This window comes from Micromonospora sp. WMMD712, assembly GCF_029581295.1.
Classification (GTDB): domain Bacteria; phylum Actinomycetota; class Actinomycetes; order Mycobacteriales; family Micromonosporaceae; genus Micromonospora; species Micromonospora carbonacea.
In genome coordinates this window covers 4,526,549-4,551,094 of record NZ_CP120743.1, presented here as the reverse complement: position 1 = coordinate 4,551,094, position 24,546 = coordinate 4,526,549, and the positions used below count along the sequence as shown (strand labels likewise).

The window sequence follows — 24,546 nt, the reverse complement described above, 5'->3', positions numbered from 1 at the left end:
GGGGACACTCCAGGGTGAGGGGCGTTCGTCGGGCTACTTGCCGGCGCCGGGGCCGCCGCCCCGGACGGTGCTGCCGCGTCCCCAGCCCCAGTGCGACCCGACGGTCGAGTGGTAACGGGGGTAGGCGGTGGTCATGCGTTCGAGCAGGATCACCGAGCCGGCGGCGATCGGCAGGATCACCACCGAGTCGTCGTCGTAGCGCAGGTAGACGCCGCTGCCGTCGACGTACTGGTCGGCCGGCTGCCAGGCGTCGGTGACCTCCTTGGCGACCTGGCTGGGCGTCTTCGACGAGGTGTACGCCACGGCGTCCCGGCCGATGTCGCGGCTGGCGGCCCGGGTGTACCGGTCCTGCACGTAGCCGCGCGGGGAGAAGTTGCCGTAGAAGATCGCGAAGGCGGCGAGCAGCGCGCCGACCACGGCGACCGCCGCTCCCACCACGAACCAGCGTCGGTACGTCATAGGGACACCACCGTCTCGGTCAGGACCAGCTCGTTGGTCTGGGGGTACGCGTGCCAGGTGCGCCAGCCGACCGCCCCGTCCGGCGGGTCGGTGCGCACGGCGAGGGCCGTCACCGCGTCGGCGTCGCCGGGGAACACCCCGACCAGCGCGTACGGGTCGCCGGCCAGCTCGGCGCGGAGCGCGGCGACCCGGGTGCTCAGCTCCGCCCCGGCCGGGCGCAGCACGGTGGCGGTGAACCGGTAGCCGTTCGCCTCGTCCAGCCGGGTCGCGGGCAGCTCGGGCGGGCGGCCGGGGAGGCAGGCGACGGTCTCGGTCAGCTCGGTGCCGGCCGCGCGCAGCACCACCTGGTGTGACGCGCCGAGCAGCCGCAGCCGCAGCCGGATCCCGGCGGGCAGGTCGAGGTCGAGCACGTGCAGCGCGGGGCGTTCGCCGTCGCCGAGGGCGAGGCTGAGGTCGGCGGCGCTGGTGTCGACGTACGGGGCGTCGAGGGTGACCAGCACGGGGTCAGCCCACCTTCGCCGGGCCGGACTGCGGGTAGATCATCACGTCGGAGCGGTGCAGCTCGTCGCCCCGGGCCACCTCCCACGCGGCGTTGCCGTACGCCTCGAAGGAGAGCCGCAGCTTCCCCGGCCCCCGGTAGTCGTGGTAGCGCATCGCGCCGGACGGGTCGAGGCCCGTGCTGCCGGTGGCGGTGAACCGCGCGTGCCCGGCCTCCTTGCTGACGTACCGGTGGCCGTCGAGGTCGATGCTCGGCGCGCCCGGGGTGATGGTGAGCGCCGGGTCGGTCGTCCAGAGCACCATGATCACGTCGGGGTCCTCCTCGACGGAGAGCCAGAGCTGACCGCCGGCCGCGTCGTCGAGCAGGTGCTCCGACCAGGTCCAGCTGCCCTCCTTGAGCAGCACGGAGCCGCGCACCCCGTACGAGGTGCCGCGGATCTCGACGATGTCGCCGGGGCTCAGCCGGCGCGGGTCGCCCCGCAGCGCGTCGGCGTCGCGGTCCCGGAACGGGTCCACCGGGCCGGGCCGCCCGCCCGTGCCCCTGCGGGAGCGCTGCATCGCCACCACGGCGACGACGATGCCGGCCACCGCGATGAGGCAGCCCAATCCCGTCACCAGATACGCCACCGAACCGTTCAACCCGATCGCCTCCCCCAGTCGCGTCGGCGGAGACGGTAACAACCCCGCGCACGTGGGGAAACCCGAGCACGACTGAGTAACTACTCAGTTACGAGCCGTCGTCGGCGCTGTTGAGCTGGGCGGCGGCGTAGTCACCGAGCCGGGTCCGGCCCATGATGCAGCCGGCGAAGGTGACGAACTCGGCCTCGAAGCCGCGCAGCGCCTCCCAGGCGGCACGGGCGGCGGCCGGGTCGACCCGCCCCAGCAGGGTCGCCGCGTACGCCCGACCGGCCGGCGAGCCGTGCGCGAGCAGCCAGTCGACCTTCCGCCGGGCCCGCCCCGGGTGCGCGTCGAGCTGCCGCTCGACCTCGAAGTACGCCTCGGTCTCCGGCAGCACCGTGCCGGCGAAGCCGACCCCGCCGAAGGCGAGCGTGTCGGTGTCCGCCAGCTTCCGCACGGCCGCGTCGAGCCGATCGCCCATCCCGAACCCCCTTGGAAGGAAGGGCCCCCTGTTAACGCAAAACGTTGTACAGGGGGCCCCTATTAACATTCACGCCAGCGGGTCAGGCCGCGGCGACCGTCAGGCCGTCCTTGCCGTCGGCCAGGTCGACCTGGACCGTGTCGCCGTCGCGGATCGCGCCGGACAGCAGCGCCCGGGCGAGCTGGTCGCCGATGGCGGACTGCACCAGCCGGCGCAGCGGGCGGGCACCGTAGATCGGGTCGTACCCGTGCTCGGCGAGCCAGCCCCGCGCGGCCTCGCTGACGTCCAGCGTCAGCCGGCGGTCGGCGAGCCGCTTCCGCATCCGGTCGAGCTGGATGTCGACGATGGCCCGCAGGTCGTCGCCCAGCAGCGCGGCGAAGACCACGATGTCGTCGAGCCGGTTGAGGAACTCCGGCTTGAAGTGCGACCGGACCACCGCGAGGACGCCCTCCCGGCGCTGCTCCTCGGCCAGCGTCAGGTCGCTGATCACCGACGACCCGAGGTTGGAGGTGAGGATCAGGATCGCGTTGCGGAAGTCCACCGTGCGGCCCTGGCCGTCGGTGAGCCGGCCGTCGTCGAGCACCTGGAGCAGCACGTCGAAGACGTCGGGGTGGGCCTTCTCGACCTCGTCGAGCAGGATCACCGAGTACGGCCGACGGCGCACCGCCTCGGTGAGCTGGCCGCCCTCCTCGTAGCCGACGTACCCGGGCGGGGCGCCGACGAGCCGGGCGACGGAGTGCTTCTCGCCGTACTCGCTCATGTCGATGCGGACCATGGCCCGCTCGTCGTCGAAGAGGAACTCGGCGAGCGCCTTGGCCAGCTCGGTCTTGCCGACGCCGGTCGGGCCGAGGAAGAGGAAGCTGCCGGTGGGGCGGTCCGGGTCGGCGACGCCGGCCCGGGCGCGGCGCACCGCGTCGGAGACGGCCGAGACGGCCTCGGCCTGGCCGACCACGCGCGCGCCCAGCGACTCCTCCATCCGCAGCAGCTTGGCGGTCTCGCCTTCGAGGAGCCGGCCGGCGGGGATGCCCGTCCAGGAGGCGACGACGGCGGCGATGTCGTCCGCGCCGACCTCCTCCTTGAGCATCGCGCCGTCGGCCTGGAGCCGGGCCAGCTCCTCCTCGGCCTTCGCGAGGTCGGCCTTGAGGGCGGGGATACGGCCGTAGCGCAGCTCGGCGGCCCGCTCCAGCTCGCCGTCGCGCTCGGCCCGCTCGGCCTCGCCACCGAGCCGCTCCAGCTCCTCCTTGGCGGTGGACAGCTTGGTGATGTGGCTCTTCTCCGTCTGCCAGCGCTCGGAGAGGGCGGTGAGCTGCTCGCGCTTGTCGGCCAGCTCCTTGCGCAGCCGGTCGAGGCGCTCGGCGGAGGCGGCGTCGGGCTCCTTGGCCAGCGCCATCTCCTCGATCTCCAACCGGCGCACGGCCCGCTCGATCTCGTCGACCTCGACCGGCCGGGAGTCGATCTCCATGCGCAGCCGGGACGCGGACTCGTCGACCAGGTCGATCGCCTTGTCCGGCAGGAACCGGTCGGTGATGTAGCGGTCGGACAGGGCGGCGGCGGCGACCAGGGCGGCGTCGGTGATGCGTACGCCGTGGTGCACCTCGTAGCGCTCCTTGAGCCCGCGCAGGATGCCGATGGTGTCCTCGATGGTCGGCTCGCCGACCAGCACCGGCTGGAAGCGGCGCTCCAGGGCCGGGTCCTTCTCGATGTGCTCGCGGTATTCGTCGAGGGTGGTCGCGCCGACCATCCGCAGCTCGCCGCGCGCGAGCATCGGCTTGAGCATGTTGCCGGCGTCCATCGAGCCCTCGCCCTTGCCCGCGCCGACGACGGTGTGCAGCTCGTCGAGGAACGTGATGACCTGGCCGTCGGAGTTCTTGATCTCCTCCAGCACGGACTTGAGGCGCTCCTCGAACTGGCCCCGGTATTGCGCCCCGGCCACCATTGCGCCGAGGTCGAGCGAGACCAGCTTCTTGTCGCGCAGCGACTCGGGCACGTCACCGGCCACGATCCGCTGGGCGAGGCCCTCGACGATCGCGGTCTTGCCGACGCCGGGCTCGCCGATCAGCACCGGGTTGTTCTTGGTACGCCGGGACAGCACCTGGATGACGCGGCGGATCTCGGAGTCCCGGCCGATCACCGGGTCGATCTTCCCGTCGCGGGCGCTGGCGGTCAGGTCGACGCCGTACTTGGCCAGGGCCTGATAGGTCTGCTCCGGGTCGGCGGTGGTGACCCGCCGGTCCCCGCCCCGGACGGTCGGGAACGCGGCGACCAGGCTCTCCTCGGTCGCACCGGCGTTGCGCAGCGCGGTGGCGACCGCGCCGCCGACCCGGGCCAGGCCGGCGAGCAGGTGCTCGGTCGAGGTGTACTCGTCGCCGAGCGGCCGGGCGATCTGCTCGGCGGCGCCGATGGCGTTGACGAACTCGCGGGCCAGCGTGGGCTCGGCGATGCTGGAGCCCCGGGCGGCCGGCAGGGCGTCGACGGCGCGCTGGGCGGCCCGGCGCAGCTCGGCGGGGTCGGCCCCGGCGGCGCGCAGCAGGCCGGCGGCGGTCGACCCCTCGGTGTCCAGCAGCGACAGCAGCAGGTGCCAGGGCTCCACGGTGGCGTGACCGCGCTGGTTCGCCAGCGCGACGGCACCGGTGATGGTCTCGCGGCTCTTGGTGGTGAGACGTTCCGTGTTCATGGGCTCCCCCGGATCGGCGTGTCCACTAGGAAGGACACAACCAGAGTTGAGCCTATTCCGCTCAACCTTGCCAGTGTGACCCGAGTCACTTCCACCCTGGTTCGGTCGGGACGGCGGTGCGGCACGGACCGCCCGGCCCGCAGGCGCGCGGCACGCCCGCTCAGGCCGGGTCCAGCACCACGCGCACCCAGCGACGGTTGCCGACCGGCCCGGCGGCCAGCAGCACCTCGTCGGGGGCGCGGCCCACCAGCGTGCCGTCGGCCAGCAGGGTCAGGTGGTGCTTGGGGGCGACCGGCCAGTCGAGCCGGTCGTACCGGCCGTCGGCCACCACGCCCGCGCCGTCCGGACCGTTGACGGCGAAGCGGCCGGTGGTCAGCGGGACCACGGAATCCGCCCGCGCGGGATGCCCTGTGGCGAACACCGGCACCCACCGGCCCAGGTACCGCCAGAGCGCCGGGAAACCCGTCCGGTCCGGCGGCCAGCCGACCAGGCGTGCCTCGCCGTCCGGCCCGACCACCGGCCGCAGCACCCCGACCTCGCCGCCGGGCGCGGGCACCGGGGTCTGCTGCCAGGTGCGTCCCCGGTCCGTCGAGACCGCCGCGTACGGCCTGCCGCCGTCGACGCCGGCCACCACCAGCAGGCCACGGGCCTCGACGACGCCGTGCAGGGGCCGCACGGGCGGCTGGGCGGGCAGGGGCGTCGCCCGCAGCCCCGCCCAGCGGACCACCCGGCCGGTGGCCTCGTCGATCTGGAACCGACCCTGGGCGGCGCGCCAGGCGACGGGCTCCTGCCCTCCGGTGGTGTGCGCGAAGGTGCGCCCGCCGTCGGTGGAGGTGTACCAGCCGTGCGGCTCGGCGAGCAGCGCCAGCACCTCCGGGGCGGCGTAGAGCTGCGGGTTCTCGGCAACGAGGCGGGGGAGGACGAGCCGCCGCCAGGACCGGCCGCCGTCGACCGTGGCGTAGAGCACCGCCGGGCAGTCCCGCGTCGGGCAGCTGGAGAAGAGGGCGTACGCCTGCTCGGCGGTGACGAACTCGACGTACGGAAGGTCGTACCCCTTGCCGACCGGGACCCGGACCTCGCGCAACTCGACCTCGGGGGCCGGGGGCGACGGCGTCGGTGCGGTCGCGGGCGGCCGGGGCGACGGGGCGGCGCGGTCCGGCGGCGGGCGACGGACGTCGCCGATCGAGCAGCCGGTCAGCAGGGGCGTGAGCAGCAGCGCGACCATTCTGCGGCCGAACCGACGAGTCATCGGCCTACCCCCCAACCGGTAGCCTGACGCCGTGCGAGTACGTGTCGAACAGACTGCCCTACCCGGGATCGGAATGCGTCACGACCTGTTGACGGAATCCGGACGCCGGCTCGGTGTGGTTTCCCACCGCAATGGCCGCCGCGACCTTGTCCTCTACGACCCCGATGATCCCGATTCCTGCCAGCACGACATACCGCTGACGGACGACGAGGCGGAGGCGCTGGCGGACATCCTGGGCGCGTCGCTGATGCTCGGCCAGCTCTCCGGGCTGCGCGAGCAGGCCGCCGGGCTGCTCACCGAGCAGATCGCCATCCCGGCCAGCTCCAAGTACGTCAACAGGCGGCTCGGCGACACGAAGGCCCGCACCCGGACCAGCGCCTCGATCGTCGCGGTGCTGCGCCAGGGCGAGGTGATCGTCTCGCCCGACCCGGCCTTCCGATTCGACGCCGGTGACGTGGTGGTCGTGGTCGGCACCCGCAAGGGGCTCGACGGCGTGACCGCCATCCTCGCCGACAGCGACCCGGACGGCTGAGGCGCGGATGCACGAGGAAACCACGATTCTGCTCATCGAGGTCGGTGCGCTGCTGTTCCTGCTCGGGCTGCTGGGGCGGCTCGGGCGGCGGATCGGCCTCTCCCCCATTCCCCTCTACCTGCTCGCCGGGCTCGTCTTCGGCCACGGCGGCGTGCTGCCGCTGACCGCCAGCGAGGAGTTCTTCGCCGTCGGGGCGGAGATCGGCGTGATCCTGCTGCTGGTCATGCTCGGCCTGGAATACTCGGCGGGCGAACTCGTCGGCAACCTGCGCTCGGCGGCGCCAGCCGGCCTGATCGACGGGGTGTTCAACGCGCTGCCCGGCGCGGCCTTCGCCTTCCTGCTCGGCTGGGACTGGGTGGCCGCGATCGTGCTGGCCGGCATCACCTGGGTCTCCTCCTCCGGCGTGATCGCCAAGGTGCTGGCCGACCTGGGCCGGCTCGGTAACCGGGAGACGCCGGTGGTGCTGTCGGTGCTGGTCATCGAGGACCTGGCGATGGCGCTCTACCTGCCGTTGCTCACCGCCGTGCTGGCCGGCACCGGCCTGCTCGGCGGCGGCATCGCGCTGGGCGTCGCCGTCGGCACCGTCATGCTGGTGCTCGTGGTGGCGATCCGGTACGGCCACCTGATCTCCTCCGCGATGTCGGCGAAGGACCCGGAGGCGCTGCTGCTCGGCGTGCTCGGGCTCACCCTGCTGGTCGCGGGCGTCGCGGCGAAGCTCCAGGTGTCGGCGGCGGTCGGCGCGTTCCTCGTCGGCATCGCCCTGTCCGGCCCGGTGGCGCACCACGCCACCGAGATGCTCTCCCCCCTGCGGGACCTGTTCGCCGCGGTGTTCTTCGTCTTCTTCGGCCTGGTCACCGACCCCCGGGACATCCCGCCCGTGCTGCTGCCGGCGCTCGCGCTGGCCGTGGTGACGATGGGGACGAAGACGCTGACCGGATACCTGGCCGCCCGGCGGGTGGGGATCAAGGAACCCGGCCGGTGGCGGGCCGGGCTGGCCCTGGTGCCGCGCGGCGAGTTCTCCATCGTCATCGCCGGGCTCGCCGTGGCCGCCGGCAGCGTCGAGCCGAAGCTGGCGGCGCTGGCCACCGCGTACGTGCTGATCACCGTGGTGACCGGGCCGATGCTGGCACGGCTGCCCGACTTCGCCTGGTTCAAGCTGTGGCTGCGGCAGCGGGCCGTCACCCAGCGCGCCGAGCCGCTGGTCACCACCGACTGAGCAGTCACTCAGTTTCCGTCCGCCGGGGCGGGGTCGGCCGTACGGTCGGCCCCGCCCCGCGTCCATCGGATGCCGAATTGTGCTGGGAGCCCCTTCCCCCTGGTCGGCGCAGCGGGTTACCGTTTCGCCCCAGCAGCAAGGGTCCGTGGGTGGCCGGTCGGTCGCCCCGGGCGCGAGCGGAAGGTTGGCCGGTGAGCGTGCAGGACTCGACGTTCCACGGCTTCGCCAACCCCGTCGACCCGTCCCCGGCGGAGTTGCGGGCGTGGGCGTACCACCCCGACTCGGTGCCGTTGACGTCGATGCCGCCGGACTGGGACCTGCTGGTCTCCGGCGACCACCTGGTGCAGACCCTCTTCGAGCTGGCCATGGACCCGGCCTGCCCGGCCCGCCGGTTCGCGCTGCACTGCCTCTACATCTACGCCGCCGACGGCATCCGGACGAACTTCCGCGCCCACCCGAAGCGCCGCTTCCGCAAGCTGGTCGAGCAGTCGGAGCGGACCGGCGACGAGATGATGCGGACGTGGGCGCACAACAGCCGCGTGCTGCTGGCCCGCCCGCACCTGTTCGTCTACCGCGACTGGTGCGAGGGCGGCCTGGTCCGCGAGAACCGCCGGATCGGCTGACGCCGGGGCCGCCTCAGGCGGCCGAGCCGCCGCGCCCCTCGCCCCGATCCCGGTCGGTGCCGTCGCCCCGGTCGGCGAACCGGCCCTCCCGGACCTTGTCGGTGAACCGCCCCTCGGTGATCTTGTCGAACTGCTGTCGGGCGGACCTGGCGACCCGGTCGAGCCGCTCCTCCGCCTGCTGCGCCACCTTCTTGGCCTGTTTCGACATGGCTCCCCCTCGCCAGCGCGGTGGGCCCGGATCGCGCGGGCCGGCCTGATTCGCAGGTTAGTGGAGCCGGCCCGGCCCGCGCCGGGGTTCCGGGAAGCGGACCGGGCCGTCGGGGCTCCGGCGGGGCGAGCGGCGGGTCAGCGGTCGCGCCGGGGACGCCAGACCACCAGGGCGGTGGAGGTGCGGTTGGTCGGCACCAGGTCGCTGCCCGGGAACCGGGCGAGGGACTCCAGCTCCACCACCCGCCGGTACGCGGCGTCCAGCTCGGCCTCCAGCCGCGCGATCCGCTGCTGGGCCTGCTCCAGCAGGCGTTCCAGCCCGATGATCCGCTTGACGCCGGCGAGGTTGACCCCCTCGTCCTGGCTGAGCCGCTGCACCTCGCGCAGCAGCACCACGTCCCGGACGCTGTAGCGACGCCCGCCACCGGCCGCCCGGCCGGCCTGCACCAGGCCGAGCCGGTCGTACTGGCGCAGGGTCTGGGGATGCATCCCCGCCATCCGCGCCGCGACCGAGATCATCAGCACCTTGGCCTCGTAGGCAGGGTCACCCGAGCCGACGTGCTCTCCCGCCATCCCCGCTCACCTCCGCACACACTCCAGCAGGCTCAACTGAACCGACGCACCCGGGCGTCGAGATGTTCCCGGGCGGCCGGCGGGGTCTGCTCGGCGAACGCCTCCAGCGCCGCCCGCGCCTCGTCGGACACCCCGGCCGGCACCACCACGTCGAGGGTGACCAGCAGGTCACCGGCCTTTCCGTCGCGGCGCACGACGCCCTTGCCCCGGGCACGCAGCACCCGGCCGCTCGGCGTGCCCGGCGGGACCCGCAGGGTCACCGTGCCGTCGAGCGTGGGCACCCGCAGGTCCGTGCCGAGCACGGCCTCCGGGAAGGTGATCGGCACGGTCAGGGTCAGGTCGTCCCCGGTGCGCCCGAACAGCTCGTCCGGCCGCACCTTGACGTGCACGTACAGGTCGCCGGCCGGGCCGCCGCGCTCGCCCGGCTCGCCGCGCCCGTTCAGCCGGATCCGCTGGCCGTCGGCCACCCCGGCGGGGAAGCGGACGTTCAGCGTGCGGGTCTTGGTGACCCCGCCGGTGCCGTGGCACTCCGGGCACTTCTCCTCGACGACCGTCCCCACGCCCTGACAGTTGCGGCACGGCTCGGAGAAGCTGAACGAACCCTGGTTGCGGTTGGTCACCCCGGCGCCGTGGCAGACCTGGCAGGTCACCGGCGAGGTGCCCGGCTTCGCCCCGCTACCGGAGCACGTGTCGCAGACCCCGGGCGCGCGCAGGGTCAGCGGGAGGGTGACCCCGCGTACCGCGTCGCCGAAGTCGAGCGCCACCTCGGTCTCGATGTCCCGGCCCTTCGCCGGGCCGCGCGGGCGGGCCGGGCCGCCGGCACCGCCGCCGCCGGAGAAGATCGAGCTGAACAGGTCCTGGAAGCCGGCCCCGCCGAAGCGCCGGTCACCGCCGCCCGCCGCGCCGCCGAACAGGTCGGACACGTCGAACGGCTGCCCGCCGGGGCCGCCCGCGCCCCGGGCGTTGCGCCGGAACTGGCCGGAGCCGAACAGCGAGCGCATCTCGTCGTACTCGCGGCGCTTGGCCTCGTCGCCGAGCACGGCGTACGCCTCGGAGACGGCCTTGAACCGCTCCTCGGCCCCGGTGTCGCCCGGGTTGTGGTCCGGGTGCGACTCCCGGGCCAGTTTCCGGTACGACTTCTTGATCTCGTCCGAGGAGGCGGACTTCTGCACGCCCAGCGTGGCGTAGTAGTCCTTCTCGATCCAGTCCTTGGTACTCACCGGTCCACCCCCTTCCACGGGACGTACCCCGGACGTCCCGCCCGCCCGGTGCGGGCGGACGGGACGACACGGGTCGGCACTACTCCGGGTCGGCGACCGCGACCATGGCCGGCCGCAGCAGCCGCTCGCCGAGCTGGTAGCCCCGGCGCATGACCTGCACGCAGGTCGGCTCGGTCACGTCGGCGGACGTCTGGTGGGCCACCGCCTCGTGCCGGGTCGGGTCGAACGGGTCGCCCTGCTCGCCGAACGCCGACAGGCCGAACTTGCCCAGCGCGGTGGTGAGCTGCTCGGCGACGGTGCCGAACGGGCCCACCAGGTCGCCGTGCTCGCGGGCGCGGTCCAGGTCGTCGAGGATCGGCAGCAGCGCGGCGAGCACCGAGCCGGTCGCCTGCTCCTGGACGAGGCTGCGGTCCCGGTCGACCCGCTTGCGGTAGTTGGCGTACTCCGCCGTCACCCGTTGCAGGTCCCGGGTCCGCTCGTCCAGCTCGGCCCGCAGCGCCTCCAGCTCGGCGCCGAGCGGTGCCGCGGCGGGCGGCGCGCCGCCCTCGACGGGCTGGGCCGGGGCGTCGACGACGGGCGGCCCGTCGACCGACGCGGCCTCGACCTCGATCTCGTCGACCACGATCTCGGCGTCCTCGACCAGGCCCTCCGCCGGGGTGTCGGCCCCGGCGTCGGCCGCGGCGGGCACCTCGGACTTGCTGATCTTGCGATTGTCACGGATGACGACCCGCGGCTGCTCACCGGCGGACTGGCCGGCGGTCGCGGAGCCACCCGGCGTCGACCCGGACTCCACCGGGTCGGCGGCTCGTGGCTTCTCCGTCATGCGGTTACCTCATCCCTTGGCCGTCGATACATGTCCGAGGCGCATCGTCACTTCTTGTCCTCGTCCACGATCTCCGCGTCGACCACGTCGTCGGCGCCGCCGGCCTTCGCGCCGCCGGTTGCGCCGGCGCCCGGGCCGGCCGCCCCCGGCTGCTCGCCCTGCTCGGCCTGCTGCGACGCGTAGAGCAGCGAGCCGGCCTGCTGGGAGACCTGCGCGAGCTTCTCGTGGGCCGCCTTGATCTTGTCGATGTCCTGGCCGCCGAGCGCGCCGCGCAGCTCGCCGAGCGCCTCGTTGAGCTGCTCCCGGTTCTCGCCCGGCAGCTTGTCGCCGCTCTCGGCGAGGAACTTCTCGGTCTGCCACTGGAGCGCCTCGGCGAGGTTGCGGGTCTCCGCCTCCTCGCGGCGACGCTTGTCGTCCTCGGCGTGCTCCTCGGCGTCGCGGCGCATCCGCTCGATGTCGTCCTTCGGCAGCGAGGAGCCGCCGGTGATCGTCATCTTCTGCTCCTTGCCGGTGCCCAGGTCCTTCGCGTGCACGTTCACGATGCCGTTGGCGTCGATGTCGAACGTGACCTCGATCTGGGGCACGCCGCGCGGCGCGGGCGGGAGGCCGGTCAGCTCGAAGGTGCCGAGCTTCTTGTTGTAGGCCGCGATCTCCCGCTCGCCCTGGAACACCTGGATCAGCACCGACGGCTGGTTGTCGTCGGCCGTGGTGAAGACCTCGGAGCGCTTGGTCGGGATGGTGGTGTTGCGCTCGATGAGCTTGGTGAAGATGCCGCCCTTGGTCTCGATGCCCAGGCTCAGCGGGGTCACGTCGAGCAGCAGGACGTCCTTGACCTCGCCCTTGAGCACGCCGGCCTGGAGGGCGGCGCCGACGGCGACGACCTCGTCGGGGTTGACGCCCTTGTTGGGCTCCTTGCCGGTGAGCTGCTTGACCAGGTCGGTGACGGCCGGCATCCGGGTGGAGCCGCCGACGAGGATGACGTGGTCGACGTCGGCGACCTTGATCCCGGCGTCCTTGACGGCCTGCTCGAACGGGCCCTTGCAGCGGTCCAGCAGGTCCTGCGTCATCCGCTGGAACTCGGCGCGGCTGAGCGTCACGTCCAGGTGCAGCGGGCCGGCGGAGCCGGCCGTGATGTACGGCAGGTTGATGTTGGTGGTGGTGGCCGCCGACAGCTCGATCTTGGCCTTCTCGGCCGCCTCGCGCAGCCGCTGGAGGGCCATCTTGTCCTGGGCCAGGTCGATGCCGTGCTCGCCCCGGAAGGTCTTCACCAGGTGGTCGATGATCCGCTGGTCCCAGTCGTCGCCGCCGAGCTGGTTGTCGCCGCTGGTCGACTTGACCTCGACGACGCCCTCGGCCAGCTCCAGCAGCGACACGTCGAAGGTGCCGCCGCCGAGGTCGAAGACCAGGACGGTCTGCTCCTTGGAGCCCTTGTCCAGCCCGTACGCCAGGGCCGCCGCGGTCGGCTCGTTCACGATCCGCAGCACGTTGAAGCCGGCGATCTCGCCGGCCTCCTTGGTGGCCTGACGCTGGCCGTCGTTGAAGTAGGCCGGGACGGTGATCACCGCGTCGGTGATCTGCTCGCCCAGGTACGCCTCGGCGTCCCGCTTGAGCTTCATCAGCGTCCGGGCCGAGATCTCCTGCGGGGTGTACTTCTTGCCGTCGATGTCGACGGTCCAGTTGGTGCCGATCTCCCGCTTGACCGACCGGATGGTCCGGTCCGGGTTCGTCACCGCCTGGCGCTTGGCGACCTCGCCGACGAGGACCTCCCCGTTGCGGGCGAACGCGACGATCGACGGGGTCGTCCGCGAGCCCTCAGCGTTCGCGATGACGGTGGGCTCACCGCCCTCGAGAACGCTGACGCAGGAGTTCGTCGTGCCGAGGTCGATACCGACCGCACGTGCCATCTTCGCTTCCTCGCTTCTTACGTTGGAGGCTTCTCGCGTCGGAGCAGGTGACGGGGGCTCTCCCGTCGCTCGCTCGCCACAAGTTGAGTGAACTTGACTCAATAGTGCCACGCGTACGGCGATCGTCAAGTCGAGTTGAGCCGACCCGACGCAACCTCGCGTTCGGGGGAGCCCGGTTGTCTTACCTTGCGTCGGTCGGGCACGCTTTAGCGGTGACGACGCACGGCGAGCCCGCCATCGATCCCGGTTCGCCCGCCGTCGCCGCCCGTACCGGCACGGGGGATGCCGGGGAGGACCCGTCCGGCCCTTCCGCGGACGGCCTGCCCGCCGCGCTCACCGCCCTGCGGGCCGCGATCGGCGCGGCCCGGTTCCCGCTCGCCCTGCCCTCGGCCGAGGCCGCCCGACAGCTCGGCGCGAGCCTCACCGCGCAGCTCGACGACTACCTCCTGCCCCGGCTCGCCCGGCTCGACGCGCCACTGCTCGTGGTCGTCGGCGGCTCCACCGGGGCCGGCAAGTCGACACTGGTCAACAGCCTCGTCCAGGCCCGGGTCAGCGCCGCCGGGGTGCTCCGGCCGACCACCCGCTCGCCGGTGCTCGTCTGCAACCCCGCCGACTCCGGCTGGTTCCGCCAGGGCGAGCTGCTGCCCGGCCTCACCCGCACCAACGAGCCGAGCGAGGACCCGGGCACCCTCCAGCTCGTCACCGCCCCGGCGCTCCCCGCCGGGCTGGCCTTCCTCGACGCCCCCGACATCGACTCCGTGGTCGACGCCAACCGCGCGCTCGCCGGCCAGCTCCTCGCCGCCGCCGACCTCTGGCTCTTCGTCACCACCGCCGCCCGCTACGCCGACGCGGTGCCCTGGGAGCTGCTGCACACGGCCCGGGCCCGGGGGGTGGTGATCGCCATGGTGCTCGACCGGGTGCCGGCGGAGGCCACCGACGAGGTCGCCGCCCACCTGGCCGAGATGCTCGCCGAACAGGGCCTCGGCGCGGCGCCCCTGTTCGTCCTCCCGGAGACCTGGGTCGACGGCCAGGGCCTGCTGCCCGACAAGGTCACCGACCCGCTGGGCGGCTGGTTCTCCCGGCTCGCCGCCGACGCCGAGGCACGCGCCGCCGTCGTCCGGCAGACCCTCGACGGCGCGCTCGCCGCGCTCGTCCCGGCCGTCGTGGGCCTGGCCGACGCCGCCGACGAGCAGGGGGACGCCGCCGACGCCCTCGACGACCGGGTCACCGCCGCCTACCAGGGGGCCGAGCGCACCGTGGAGCAGGGGCTGCGCGACGGCCGGCTGCTGCGCGGCGAGGTGCTCGCCCGGTGGCAGGAGTTCGTCGGCACCGGCGAGTTCTTCCGCACCCTGGAGGCCCGGATCGGCCGGCTGCGCGACCGGCTCCTGGCGGCGGTGACCGGCCGGCCCGCCCCCGCCACCGAGCTGCGCGACGCCATCGAGTCGCAGCTCGTCACCCTGCTGCGCGGGGTCGCCGCCGAGGCGGCCGAGAACACCTACACCGGGTGGCGGGCGCACCCCGCCGGGGCGGCCCTGCTCGAACCGCCGCTGGCCCATCCGGGCGCCGACTTCCCCGACCGCGCCGAACGGCTGGTCCGCGACTGGCAACGCGGGGTGCTGGAGCTGGTCCGGTCCGAGGGCGCCGACCGGCGGTTCGTCGCCCGCACCGCCGCGTACGCGGTCAACGCCACCGGGCTCGCCGTGATGATCGCCGTGTTCGCCTCGACCGCGTTCATCCCGACCGGGCTGGAGGTCGCCACGGGGGCCGGCACGACGGTCGCCGGGCAGGCCGTGCTCCAGGCGATCTTCGGCGACCAGGCCGTGCGTACGCTGGCCGCGAAGGCCCGGGGCGACCTGCTGGCGCGGGTCCGCGAGCTGCTCGACGCCGAGGCCACCCGGTTCCTGTCCCGCACGGCGACGGCCCGGCCGGCGGCGGACGCGGGGGACGCCCTGCGGGCGGCGGCCGAGCGGGTGGAGCAGGCCCGGCACCGCAGCGGCCTCGCGGCGGCCGGCGCGGCCGCCCTGCCCCCGGCCCTGGCCCCGGAGGGTGGGGCGCGGTGAGCCCGAACATCGTCGGCCGCGTACGCGAGGCGCTGCGCGGCGGCCAGCGGGTCGACCCGGACGCGCTGATCGCCCGCCTCGCCGCCGTCCGGCGGTTCCTCGAAGCGGCCGACGGCCAGCTTCCCGACACCCAGCTCGTGCCCGCGCACACCCTCGTCGAGCGCGCCGGCACCCGACTCTCGCTCTCCCGCGACCACACCGTCGTCGCCCTCGCCGGCGCCACCGGCAGCGGCAAGTCGAGCCTGTTCAACGCGCTCGCCCGGTTCGAGTTGTCCCCCGTCGGGGTACGCCGCCCCACCACCGGCGTGGCCCACGCCTGCGTCTGGGGCCCGCTCGACGGCGCGACCCGGCTGCTCGACTGGACCGGCGTGCTGCCCCGGCACCGGTTCGTCCGGGAGAGCGCGCTCGACGGCGACGACGAGTCGGCCCTGCACGGGCTGGTCCTGCTCGACCTGCCCGACTTCGACTCGGTGCAGCGGTCGCACCGGCTGGAGGTCGACCGGCTGCTCGGCCTGGTCGACCTGGTGATCTGGGTCGTCGACCCGCAGAAGTACGCCGACCGGGTCGTCCACTCCAGCTACCTGCGCGAGTTCCACCGGCACCGGGACGTGACGCTGGTCGTGCTGAACCAGGCCGACCGGCTGCCCCCGGCCGAGCTGCCCCGCGTCCTGGCCGACCTGCGCCGGCTGCTCGACGCCGACGGCCTGGACGGGGTGCCGCTGCTGGCCACCACCGCCGTCGACCCGGGCGGGATCACCGAGCTGCGGGCCACGCTGGAACGCACGGTCGCCGAGCGGCAGGCCGCCCTGCTCCGCCTCGCCGGCGACGTGGACACGGTCGTCGCCGGGCTGGCGGAGCTGGTCGCCGCCGAGCCCCCGGCCGACGTGCCGGACGCCGGGCCCGCCTCCGGGCTGAACCGGGCGCTGGCCGGGGCGGCCGGGGTGCCGGCGGTGGCCGAGGCGGTCGAGGGCGCCTACCGGCACCGGGCCGCCGCGAGCACCGGCTGGCCGCTGGTGCGCGGCTGGCGGCGGCTGCGCCCCGACCCGCTGCGCCGGCTGCACCTGCCCGGCCCGACCGGCGGCGGCGACGCCGGCGACCCGGCGGAGAGCCTGGTCGCCGCGACCTCCGTACCCGATCCGACCGCCGCACAGCGCTCGGCGCTGGGCCTGGCCGTGCGGGCGGTGGCCGACCGCGCCGGGGCCGACCTGCCCGACGCGTGGGCGACCGCCGTGACCACCGCCGCCCGGTCCCGGCTCGGCGACCTGCCGGACGCCCTGGACCGCGCGGTGGCGCAGACCGACCTCGGGCTGGACCGGCGGCCCGCCTGGTGGCGGATCGTCGGCGGGGTGCAGTGGCTGGTCACCCTCGCGGCCGTGGCCGGCCTCGGCTGGCTCGCGCTCGGCTACGCGCTGCGCGCCCTCGGCCTGCCCGCCCTGGACAATCCCCGCGTCGGCGAGGTGCCGCTGCCCACCGTGCTGCTGCTCGGCGGCCTGCTCGCCGGGCTGCTGGTGGCAGCCTCGACCAGGCCCGTGGTGCGGTGGGCGGCCCGCCGGGCGCGCGGCCGGGCCGAGAAGCGGCTCGCCCTCGCCGTCGGCGCGGTCGGGCAGGAGCACGTGGTGGAGCCGGTGCGGGCGGTGCTGGCCCGTCACGGGCAGGCGTGGCAGGCGTTGCACGACGCCGCCGGCCGCTGACGACCGGCGTCTTTCTTCGCTGTTCGGGGACCGTCGGCGGGCGTAGGGTCGACGCATGGCCACGCCTCAGACCCCCTACGACGCGGTGCTGCACGCCGCACGCGACGTGACCAGGCTCGACACCGCCCTCGATGCCGAGATGCTCGGCGCGGCGCTGCTCGGCAGCGTCTACTCGGTCGCGGAGACCGACCGGGAAACGGCCGTCCGGGAGTTCGTCACGGGCTTCCTCGCCGCCACCTCCCGCCGCCGCACGGCCGCGGCGAGGACCATCCGCTCCGTCTTCGCCGCCCTGGTGCCCGACGCCGAGGGCGCGGCGAAGGTCAACCCCGGCACCCAGGCCCCGGCCTGGGCCGCGCACCTCGGGCGGGTGCGCCTCACCGGCACCTGGAGCTACGGCGACGTGTACGGCGACCAGACCTCCTACCTCGCCACGTTCGCCTACGACGACGCTGCCGGCGGCCCCGAGCACGCGCTGGTGGCCCTGGTCGACCACAACATCGGCATCACCAAGGACGTCTTCGTGGGCGGCCCTGCGGGGCGCATCGTCGAGCAGGTCCGGGAGATGGTCGACGGCGACGAGCTGACGTGGTTCCGGGAGGAGGACCCGGCCCGGATGCACGGCGAGGTCGGCCGGCACCTGGCCGTCACCGACGACCTGGGCGAGCTGCCCGCCGAGGGGTCCCTCGCCACCGACCGGGCGCTTGCCGGTGCCCGGCTGGCGTTGCTGCCCCCGCCGGCCCCCGGGTCCACCCGGGACGCCGAGCCCCTCTCCGGCGACCAGCGCACGGAGCTGGTCCGGGCGTTCCTCGCCTCGCCCGAGGCCGCCCGCTACGACCTCGACCCGTCCGACGACGCGGGGTTGGCCTCGCTGCACTTCTGCCTCAGCCTGCTGCTCGACCACGCGGCGAGCTTCCCCGACGCCGACGCGCTGCGCTGGAGCCCCACGGTCGCCGAGCTGTTCCTGCTCGACTGGGTCCACCGGCGGGCCGTGCTCGACATGGACGACGCCGCGATGCTGCCCCGGGTGCTGCGCGGCTGGGCGGCGTACGCGGCCCGGCGCAAGGGGCTGCCGCAGGCGGCGGCGGAGCGCACCGACACGGCGGTCGAGGAGATGATCCCCGAGTTCGCCCGGCTCTACTCCACCGGTGAGCGCCGCAGCCCCGCCACGGCGGCGGTCGCTCAGCTGATGGCCGACGGGGTGGACCCGGACGACCCGGCCGCCCTCGACGCCTGGATCGAGGCGAACCGGCACCGGCTCGCCGACGACGGGGCCTGACCCGACGCGGCCCGGGCCCGACGGGGCCTGACCCGACGCGGCGCGGCCCCGGTCGCAGCGCCCTGGCCGGGCCCGGCCCCGGTCGGGGGCCCGGCCGGGGCCGCGCGGGGGTGGTCAGGCCAGCGCGCCGTAGACGGCTCCGGCCACCAGCCCGCCGACGGTCCCGCCCACCAGGACCTGCGGCAGGGTGTGGGCCCGCAGCCGCACCCGCGACCAGCCGGCCAGCACCGGCACCGGTGCGGCGGCCACCAGCGGGGGGCCGAAGGTGAGCACCAGCACCACCACCGCGCCGGCGGCCACCGCCGTGTGGATCGACATCTTCCACCGGTGGCTGACGGTCACCGCCACCACGAGCCCCACGACGCCGGCCGCCACCAGCGCCAGCAGCGGGCGGGGCGCGCCGAACGCGGCCAGCAGGACCCAGCCGGCCGCCGCCGAGGCGAGCCCGAACAGCAGCGGCGTCCGGCGCTGTTCGCGTACGCCGACGTGGTGGTCGGTGAGCCGCCCACGACGTACCCCGCCGACGATGTACGCGAACGGGATCCCGCTGGCGAAGACGGTGGCGAGCAGCCCCCAGGCCAGCCCGTGCGCGCCGCCGTCGCCGCCGAACCAGCCAACCAGCATGGTCAGCGTGGTCACCAGGACGGCGGGCGCGGTCAGCTCGGTGACCAGGCGGGCGACGCGCAGCCCCGGGCCGGGCGTGACGTGGCGGCGCTCCTGTCCCGCCGGGGGGCGATCCGGTCCGCTCAGCCCTGTCGCTCCCCGGTGGCGGTGGGCCGGGGCGGGACCGCCGGAGCCTGCGGAGCCGGGCTGGGGCGGCGGCCGGGCGCGGCGGCCGTCGGGCGACGCTGCGGGGGCGGGCCGGGCACCGCCCTGAGCGCGGCCGGGGCAGGTCCGCCACCCGTCGTCGGCCCGGGGTCCGGGGCGGGTTCCCCGGTCGCCGTCGGGCCGGGGCCGGCCGTCGGGCCGGGGCCGGCCGTCGGGCCGGGGCCGGCCGTCGGGTCCGCGCTCGCGGTCGGCTCGGTGCCCGAGGACGGTTCCGGCACCTGGGCCGAGGCGGAGAGGGTCGCCGTCGGCCCGGTCGGCGGGGTCGGTTCCCCGCTCGGGGCCGGCGCCGGGGAGGGGCGCGGCGTCGGGGTGGGGCTGGGGGTGACCGTCGGCGGCGGGGGCAGGGTCGGCACCCGCAGCGGCGGCGGGCGGTGGACCACCTCGGGGTCCGACCGGTCGGGAGCGGCCGGCACGATCGGCGCGGGCGCGGGCGGCGGGAGACCCGGGCCCGGCAGCCCGGTCTGCGGCGTCGCCACCGGGCCCTTCGGGGTGGCGGGGGCGACCGCGGGTGGACCGGTCGCCGGCACGATCACCGGCCCGACCGAGCGCGTGGGGATGAACGGGGTGCTGCTGTCGGGGAGGGCGGTGCTGCCCACCGTGGCCGACCCGGTGCTGATGGCGGCGAGGATCGGCATCGAGGCGGTGCCGGCGAGCAGGGCGACGGTGAAGAGGTATCCGCGCCCGGGGCCGCCGGAGCCGGGGGCGCGGTGGACTCCCACGACCCGACGGTAGCCGCCCCCGGCCGCACGGTGCCGGCCGAGCAGCGGCACGGTGGGACCCTCGCCTGGCTGGGACACGCGCACTCCTCGTCCGTCGTCGGTCATCGATGCAGGCCGGTGAACCACCAAGGGTCGAAACGGGCATAAACCCATGAAACACCCACCGACTCCATCAGCTTGACTCAGTGACGGCCAGTTCACCAGGAGCCACCGCGTGTCGACACACAAATTGTCCGGCCCGCCCCGGCGACTCACGGTCCTCGCCGGACAGAGGGCCCCACCAGCCACAAACCCGACAGCCCCCGGAATCCGGGGCGGGCGTACTGTGGGCGCGCTCACCTCCTCTGCCATGATTTGTGGCACGACGGCAACGCAGCCGCGACCTCCGCGCACCCTGCGGCAGGCGCGGTACGACGCCGGCGCTCCCGAACCGGGTTCGCACGGAATCCGGCTCACGCCGCGCGGCAACCCTCACCGGGGCTAGGCGCGGCCGCCAGGAACCAGCCCGGCACCAGCCGGGCGGGTGCACGCACTGCGCGGAGCGGGTCACCCCCGGTGCCGGCGCAGACCACGACAGGGAGAGACGGATGGCAAAGGGCGACCCCGGGGTCACCACCACCCGCGGCCGGCGAGCCGCACCCCGTGCCAAGCGAACGGCCGCGACGGCTGGCGGCGACCCGGAACTCGTGCAGCTGCTCACGCCCGCCGGCGAGCGCATCGAGAGCGCGTTCGGGCCGGACGGCACGGAGTACCGCGCCGACTTCACCGACGAGGAGTACCGCGGGCTCTACCGCGACCTCGTGCTGGTCCGCAAGCTCGACGCCGAGGCCACCGCCCTGCAACGGCAGGGCGAGCTGGGGCTGTGGGCCAGCCTGCTCGGCCAGGAGGCGGCGCAGGTCGGCTCCGGGCGGGCGCTGCGCCGGCAGGACATGGCCTTCCCGACCTACCGCGAGCACGGCGTGCTCTATTGCCGGGGCATCGACCCGATCATGCCGCTCGGCCTGTTCCGGGGCGTCGACCAGGGCGGCTGGGACCCGAACGAGTTCAAGTTCAACATGTACACGATCGTGATCGGGGCGCAGACCCTCCACGCGACCGGGTACGCGATGGGCGTCCACATGGACGGCAAGACCGGCGGCGACGACGGCGAGGCGGTGATCGCCTACTTCGGCGACGGCGCGACCAGCCAGGGCGACGTGAACGAGGCGTTCGTCTGGGCCAGCGTCTTCAACGCCCCGCTGGTGTTCTTCTGCCAGAACAACCAGTACGCCATCTCCGAGCCCCTGGAGCGGCAGACCCGCGTCCCGCTCTACCAGCGGGCGCGCGGCTTCGGCTTCCCCGGCGTACGGGTGGACGGCAACGACGTCCTCGCCTCGTACGCGGTGACCCGGCACGCGCTGGACAACGCGCGGCACGGCCAGGGCCCGAGCCTGATCGAGGCGTACACCTACCGGATGGGGGCGCACACCACCTCCGACGATCCGACCCGCTACCGGATCGCCAGCGAGGTCGAGGCCTGGCAGGCCAAGGACCCGATCGCCCGGATGAAGACGTTCCTGGAGAAGCAGAAGATCGCCGACGGGGCGTTCTTCGCCGAGGTCGACGAGCAGGCCCGCGCCGAGTCGGTGCACCTGCGCGAGCGGGTGCTCGCCATGCCCGACCCCGAGCCGGTGACGATGTTCGACCACGTCTACCCGCACGGGTCCCCGGAGCTCGACGAGCAGCGGGCGCAGTTCAGCCGCTACCTGGAGTCGTTCGAAGGGAGCGCCCACTGATGGCCACGGAGACGCTCACCCTCGGCAAGGCCCTCAACGCCGGCCTGCGCCGGGCCCTGGAGCACGACCAGAAGGTCGTCATCATGGGCGAGGACGTCGGCAAGCTCGGCGGCGTGTTCCGGATCACCGACGGCCTCCAGAAGGACTTCGGCGACCAGCGGGTGATCGACACCCCGCTCGCCGAGTCCGGCATCATCGGCACCGCGGTCGGCCTGGCCATCCGCGGCTTCCGCCCGGTCTGCGAGATCCAGTTCGACGGCTTCGTCTACCCCGCGTACGACCAGATCGTGTCGCAGGTGGCGAAGATGCACTACCGCTCGCAGGGCAAGGTCCGCATCCCGATGGTCATCCGGATCCCGTACGGGGGCGGCATCGGCGCGGTCGAGCACCACTCGGAGTCGCCGGAGGCGTACTTCGCGCACACCGCCGGTCTGAAGGTCGTGACCTGCGCCAACCCCCAAGACGCCTACTGGATGATCCAGCAGGCGGTCGCCTCGGACGACCCGATCGTCTTCCTGGAGCCGAAGCGGCGCTACTGGGAGAAGGGCCCGGTCGACCTGGAGGCCCCGCTGTCGGCGGCGTACCCGCTGCACTCGGCCCGGGTGGCGCGGGCCGGGACGGACGCCACCGTCCTGGCGTACGGGCCGATGGTGCGGACCTGCCTGGACGCGGCGGCCGCCGCGGCCGAGGACGGCCGGGAGCTGGAGGTCGTCGACCTGCGCACGCTCTCCCCGCTGGACCTGACCGCCGTCTACGAGTCGGTGCGGCGCACCGGCCGGTGCGTGGTGGTGCACGAGGCCCCGGGCAACCTGGGCCTGGGCGCGGAGATCGCCGCCCGGGTCACCGAGGAGTGCTTCTACTCGCTGGAGGCCCCGGTGTTGCGGGTGACCGGCTTCGACACCCCCTACCCGGCGTCCCGGGTGGAGGAGGAATACCTTCCGGACCTCGACCGGGTGCTCGACGCCGTCGACCGCGCCTTCGGGTGGTGAGCGGGGTGTCGCGGATCAAGGAGTTCAACCTGCCCGACCTGGGCGAGGGGCTGACCGAGGGCGAGATCCTCGCCTGGCTGGTCAAAGAGGGCGACACGATCGAGCTGAACCAGCCGATCGTGGAGGTGGAGACGGCGAAGGCGGCCGTCGAGATCCCCGCCAAGTGGGCCGGCCAGGTGCGGTCGATCTTCCACCCGGAGGGGAGCACGGTCGAGGTCGGCACGCCGATCATCGCGATCGACACCGACCCGGGCGCGGGCCCGGTCGAGGCGTCGACGACGGGCGCGCCGGCCGCCGACCTGCCGACCCCGTCGGCGGCGTCCCTGGCCGCCGTCGAGATCGCGCCCGCGGAGGGCATGGTCGAGCCGGGGCTGATCGGCGGCGTGGCGCCGGGCGGGCGCACCGCCGTGCTGGTCGGCTACGGCCCGCGCAACGCGCCGGCCAAGCGCCGCCCGCGCAAGGGCACGCCGCCGGAGCGGCCCGCCACCGCTCCGGCCGCGTCCGCCCCGGCGGCGGCTCCTGTCACTGCGGCGGCCCCGGTCGCTGCGGCGCCGGCACCCGTCGCACCGGCACCGGCGACCGTGAACGGCAACGGGCGACCCGGCGGGCTGGTGCTGGCCAAGCCGCCGGTGCGCAAGCTCGCCAAGGATCTCGGCGTCGACCTCGGCGCGCTGACCGGGTCGGGGCCGCTGGGCTCGATCACCCGGGAGGACGTACAGCGGGCGGCGAGCGGCACCGCGACGGCGGCCGGGCCGCCGACGGTCGCGGCGCCGGCCGCGTCGGCCGCGTCGTTCGGCGCGGACCGCGAGCGGCGCATCCCCGTCAAGGGGGTACGCCGGCTCACCGCCGAGAACATGTCCCGCTCGGCCTTCACCGCGCCGCACGTGACGGAGTTCCTGACCGTCGACGTGACCCGGGCGATGAAGGCCCTGGACCGGCTTCGCGGCCGGCGGGAGTGGCGCGACGTGCGGGTCTCGCCGCTGCTGCTGGTCGCCAAGGCGGTGCTGCTGGCGGTGCGGCGGCACCCGATGGTCAACTCGACGTGGGCCGGCGACGAGATCGTCGTCAAGGAGTACGTCAACCTGGGCATCGCGGCGGCCACGGAGCGCGGCCTGATCGTGCCGAACGTCAAGGACGCCGGCCGGCTCACGCTGCGTGAGCTGGCGGACGCGCTGACCGACCTGGTGCAGACGGCGAAGGCCGGGCGGACGTCGCCGGCCGACATGTCCGGCGGCACCCTGACGATCACCAACGTCGGGGTGTTCGGGGTGGACACCGGCACGCCGATCCTGCCCCCGGGCGAGTCGGCGATCCTGGCCTTCGGCGCGGTCCGCGAGATGCCCTGGGTGCACAAGGGCAAGGTCCGCCCACGCCAGGTGACCACGCTGGGGCTCTCCTTCGACCACCGGATCATCGACGGCGAACTCGGCTCGAAGTTCCTCCGCGACATCGGGGACTTCCTGACCGACCCGGAGGCGGCGCTGCTCGCCTGGACCTGACGGATCACGACACCGCAGCCACGGCCGGTGTGCCACGGGTGAACGCCCGGCACACCGGCCGTGGCCGTTGGAAGAAGAAAGCGCCGCCACATCACCCCGTTGACCTACGATCCTTAGGCAGGTGTCTCAGCTCACCTACTAATCGTTGGAAGTTCCGGGCTGGATGCGGTTCAATTGAGTCATCAAGGGGTCGACAACCGAATAGCCAGGAGGAGAACCCAGATGAGCATGATCGAGCGAATCCGCAACCGCCGCGACGCCAACCGCCGGGCCCGTGCCATCGAGCACGCGCTGCGGTCCGCCAACTCGCCCGCGGTCCGCGAGGAGCTTCTCGCCATCGCCCAGCGTCACATGAGCTGACGCCCCACACTTTTCTCACCCTCCTCCAGTTCGACGACCCGCCCGGTTCGCCCGGGCGGGTCGTCGGCGTTTCGGGCCTATTGACACCGGGATTCCGCCTCGCCGCACCGCCCGGTACGGTGGGGCTCGGTCGTCAACCGCCCGCCCGGACCCCGTCGCGCCGATAGAAGCTGCTCGACACCGTCCGGCGACGCGGAGTGACGGCCGGTGCTCCCCGGAGGCCGCGGGCGGCCACCGGATACGGTGCGGGGAGTCCCCACGGCCGGCACCGC

The 24,546-nt window shown here is 74.3% G+C and carries 23 protein-coding genes; 10 read left to right on the top strand and 13 right to left on the bottom strand.

Annotated features, from left to right (window positions below; translation table 11 throughout):
• Positions 1-33 precede the first annotated feature (33 nt).
• The 6 genes from O7633_RS19700 to O7633_RS19675 all read right to left on the bottom strand — a co-directional run bounded on the left by O7633_RS19700 (position 34) and on the right by O7633_RS19675 (position 5,979).
• Complete coding sequence (locus O7633_RS19700; protein ID WP_282323471.1) at positions 34-459, bottom strand: DUF4247 domain-containing protein; 426 nt, start codon at positions 457-459, stop codon at positions 34-36.
• Complete coding sequence (locus O7633_RS19695; protein ID WP_278130589.1) at positions 456-959, bottom strand: DUF2617 family protein; 504 nt, start codon at positions 957-959, stop codon at positions 456-458. Before O7633_RS19695 ends, O7633_RS19700 begins: the two co-directional genes overlap by 4 nt.
• A gap of 4 nt (positions 960-963) precedes the next feature.
• Entirely contained in the window at positions 964-1,596 is a 633-nt protein-coding gene (locus O7633_RS19690) for a DUF4178 domain-containing protein (RefSeq protein ID WP_074475629.1), read from the bottom strand.
• Positions 1,597-1,684: 88 nt separating this feature from the next.
• Positions 1,685-2,056, bottom strand: coding sequence for a hypothetical protein (locus O7633_RS19685; protein WP_282323470.1), 372 nt, complete (start codon positions 2,054-2,056; stop codon positions 1,685-1,687).
• A gap of 82 nt (positions 2,057-2,138) precedes the next feature.
• Positions 2,139-4,730, bottom strand: coding sequence for an ATP-dependent chaperone ClpB (clpB, locus tag O7633_RS19680; RefSeq protein WP_178062794.1), 2,592 nt, complete (start codon positions 4,728-4,730; stop codon positions 2,139-2,141).
• A gap of 160 nt (positions 4,731-4,890) precedes the next feature.
• Positions 4,891-5,979: a hypothetical protein gene (locus O7633_RS19675; RefSeq protein WP_282323469.1), complete on the bottom strand. Its 1,089-nt coding sequence runs from the start codon at positions 5,977-5,979 to the stop codon at positions 4,891-4,893.
• A gap of 31 nt (positions 5,980-6,010) precedes the next feature.
• Between O7633_RS19675 and O7633_RS19670 the strand changes: the two genes are divergently transcribed.
• From O7633_RS19670 to O7633_RS19660, 3 genes are all read left to right on the top strand, one after another.
• Positions 6,011-6,511, top strand: coding sequence for a cation:proton antiporter regulatory subunit (locus O7633_RS19670; RefSeq protein ID WP_178062792.1), 501 nt, complete (start codon positions 6,011-6,013; stop codon positions 6,509-6,511).
• A 7-nt stretch (positions 6,512-6,518) separates the two neighbouring features.
• Positions 6,519-7,727 carry a cation:proton antiporter gene (locus O7633_RS19665; protein ID WP_178062791.1) on the top strand — a complete coding sequence of 403 codons (1,209 nt, stop codon included), beginning with the start codon at positions 6,519-6,521 and terminating at the stop codon, positions 7,725-7,727.
• Between the two features lie 191 nt (positions 7,728-7,918).
• The gene (locus tag O7633_RS19660) at positions 7,919-8,350 is read left to right on the top strand and encodes a hypothetical protein (RefSeq protein ID WP_074475634.1); all 432 of its coding nucleotides are present in this window, start codon (positions 7,919-7,921) and stop codon (positions 8,348-8,350) included.
• Between the two features lie 13 nt (positions 8,351-8,363).
• Here O7633_RS19660 and O7633_RS19655 read toward each other — a convergent pair whose 3' ends face one another.
• The 5 genes from O7633_RS19655 to dnaK form a co-directional block, all read right to left on the bottom strand.
• Positions 8,364-8,558, bottom strand: a complete 195-nt coding sequence (locus O7633_RS19655) for a hypothetical protein (RefSeq protein WP_282323468.1) — start codon at positions 8,556-8,558, stop codon at positions 8,364-8,366.
• Positions 8,559-8,695: 137 nt separating this feature from the next.
• Positions 8,696-9,130, bottom strand: coding sequence for a MerR family transcriptional regulator (locus O7633_RS19650; protein ID WP_282323467.1), 435 nt, complete (start codon positions 9,128-9,130; stop codon positions 8,696-8,698).
• A gap of 32 nt (positions 9,131-9,162) precedes the next feature.
• Positions 9,163-10,350 carry a molecular chaperone DnaJ gene (dnaJ, locus tag O7633_RS19645; RefSeq protein WP_178062789.1) on the bottom strand — a complete coding sequence of 396 codons (1,188 nt, stop codon included), beginning with the start codon at positions 10,348-10,350 and terminating at the stop codon, positions 9,163-9,165.
• 79 nt (positions 10,351-10,429) lie between these two features.
• Positions 10,430-11,173, bottom strand: coding sequence for a nucleotide exchange factor GrpE (gene grpE, locus O7633_RS19640; RefSeq protein ID WP_043961131.1), 744 nt, complete (start codon positions 11,171-11,173; stop codon positions 10,430-10,432).
• A gap of 47 nt (positions 11,174-11,220) precedes the next feature.
• Positions 11,221-13,077 carry a molecular chaperone DnaK gene (dnaK, locus tag O7633_RS19635; RefSeq protein ID WP_074475639.1) on the bottom strand — a complete coding sequence of 619 codons (1,857 nt, stop codon included), beginning with the start codon at positions 13,075-13,077 and terminating at the stop codon, positions 11,221-11,223.
• A 212-nt stretch (positions 13,078-13,289) separates the two neighbouring features.
• Between dnaK and O7633_RS19630 the strand changes: the two genes are divergently transcribed.
• Genes O7633_RS19630 through O7633_RS19620 form a run of 3 tightly spaced genes read left to right on the top strand, consistent with a single transcriptional unit; the run spans position 13,290 to position 18,104 of the window.
• Complete coding sequence (locus O7633_RS19630) at positions 13,290-15,137, top strand: GTPase domain-containing protein (RefSeq protein WP_282323466.1); 1,848 nt, start codon at positions 13,290-13,292, stop codon at positions 15,135-15,137.
• A complete protein-coding gene (locus O7633_RS19625; RefSeq protein WP_282323465.1) occupies positions 15,134-16,828 on the top strand; it encodes a GTPase in 1,695 nt (564 codons plus the stop codon). The genes O7633_RS19630 and O7633_RS19625 overlap by 4 nt, the downstream gene beginning before the upstream one ends.
• A gap of 55 nt (positions 16,829-16,883) precedes the next feature.
• Positions 16,884-18,104: a hypothetical protein gene (locus tag O7633_RS19620; protein ID WP_074475642.1), complete on the top strand. Its 1,221-nt coding sequence runs from the start codon at positions 16,884-16,886 to the stop codon at positions 18,102-18,104.
• A 114-nt stretch (positions 18,105-18,218) separates the two neighbouring features.
• Here the strand turns inward: O7633_RS19620 and O7633_RS19615 are convergent, their stop codons facing one another.
• Both O7633_RS19615 and O7633_RS19610 read right to left on the bottom strand, forming a co-directional pair.
• A complete protein-coding gene (locus tag O7633_RS19615; protein WP_282328598.1) occupies positions 18,219-18,791 on the bottom strand; it encodes a phosphatase PAP2 family protein in 573 nt (190 codons plus the stop codon).
• Between the two features lie 59 nt (positions 18,792-18,850).
• Positions 18,851-19,729, bottom strand: coding sequence for a hypothetical protein (locus O7633_RS19610; protein WP_282328720.1), 879 nt, complete (start codon positions 19,727-19,729; stop codon positions 18,851-18,853).
• A gap of 509 nt (positions 19,730-20,238) precedes the next feature.
• Between O7633_RS19610 and pdhA the strand changes: the two genes are divergently transcribed.
• The 4 genes from pdhA to O7633_RS19590 all read left to right on the top strand — a co-directional run bounded on the left by pdhA (position 20,239) and on the right by O7633_RS19590 (position 24,274).
• The gene (pdhA, locus tag O7633_RS19605; RefSeq protein ID WP_282323464.1) at positions 20,239-21,426 is read left to right on the top strand and encodes a pyruvate dehydrogenase (acetyl-transferring) E1 component subunit alpha; all 1,188 of its coding nucleotides are present in this window, start codon (positions 20,239-20,241) and stop codon (positions 21,424-21,426) included.
• Complete coding sequence (locus O7633_RS19600; protein WP_091282661.1) at positions 21,426-22,415, top strand: alpha-ketoacid dehydrogenase subunit beta; 990 nt, start codon at positions 21,426-21,428, stop codon at positions 22,413-22,415. The genes pdhA and O7633_RS19600 overlap by 1 nt, the downstream gene beginning before the upstream one ends.
• Positions 22,412-23,914: a dihydrolipoamide acetyltransferase family protein gene (locus O7633_RS19595; protein ID WP_282323463.1), complete on the top strand. Its 1,503-nt coding sequence runs from the start codon at positions 22,412-22,414 to the stop codon at positions 23,912-23,914. The genes O7633_RS19600 and O7633_RS19595 overlap by 4 nt, the downstream gene beginning before the upstream one ends.
• Before the next feature lie 222 nt (positions 23,915-24,136).
• Positions 24,137-24,274: a hypothetical protein gene (locus O7633_RS19590; RefSeq protein ID WP_165823299.1), complete on the top strand. Its 138-nt coding sequence runs from the start codon at positions 24,137-24,139 to the stop codon at positions 24,272-24,274.
• Positions 24,275-24,546 lie beyond the last annotated feature (272 nt).

Excerpts from the sequence above, each read along its gene's own strand:
- O7633_RS19620 (WP_074475642.1), top strand. The coding sequence starts at position 16,884 with ATGGCCACGCCTCAGACCCCCTACGACGCGGTGCTGCACGCCGCACGC.
- O7633_RS19590 (WP_165823299.1), top strand. The coding sequence starts at position 24,137 with ATGAGCATGATCGAGCGAATCCGCAACCGCCGCGACGCCAACCGCCGG.
- O7633_RS19600 (WP_091282661.1), top strand. The coding sequence starts at position 21,426 with ATGGCCACGGAGACGCTCACCCTCGGCAAGGCCCTCAACGCCGGCCTG.
- dnaK (WP_074475639.1), bottom strand. The coding sequence starts at position 13,077 with ATGGCACGTGCGGTCGGTATCGACCTCGGCACGACGAACTCCTGCGTC.
- O7633_RS19650 (WP_282323467.1), bottom strand. The coding sequence starts at position 9,130 with ATGGCGGGAGAGCACGTCGGCTCGGGTGACCCTGCCTACGAGGCCAAG.
- pdhA (WP_282323464.1), top strand. The coding sequence starts at position 20,239 with ATGGCAAAGGGCGACCCCGGGGTCACCACCACCCGCGGCCGGCGAGCC.
- O7633_RS19700 (WP_282323471.1), bottom strand. The coding sequence starts at position 459 with ATGACGTACCGACGCTGGTTCGTGGTGGGAGCGGCGGTCGCCGTGGTC.
- O7633_RS19685 (WP_282323470.1), bottom strand. The coding sequence starts at position 2,056 with ATGGGCGATCGGCTCGACGCGGCCGTGCGGAAGCTGGCGGACACCGAC.
- clpB (WP_178062794.1), bottom strand. The coding sequence starts at position 4,730 with ATGAACACGGAACGTCTCACCACCAAGAGCCGCGAGACCATCACCGGT.
- O7633_RS19665 (WP_178062791.1), top strand. The coding sequence starts at position 6,519 with ATGCACGAGGAAACCACGATTCTGCTCATCGAGGTCGGTGCGCTGCTG.
- O7633_RS19655 (WP_282323468.1), bottom strand. The coding sequence starts at position 8,558 with ATGTCGAAACAGGCCAAGAAGGTGGCGCAGCAGGCGGAGGAGCGGCTC.
- O7633_RS19675 (WP_282323469.1), bottom strand. The coding sequence starts at position 5,979 with ATGACTCGTCGGTTCGGCCGCAGAATGGTCGCGCTGCTGCTCACGCCC.
- grpE (WP_043961131.1), bottom strand. The coding sequence starts at position 11,173 with ATGACGGAGAAGCCACGAGCCGCCGACCCGGTGGAGTCCGGGTCGACG.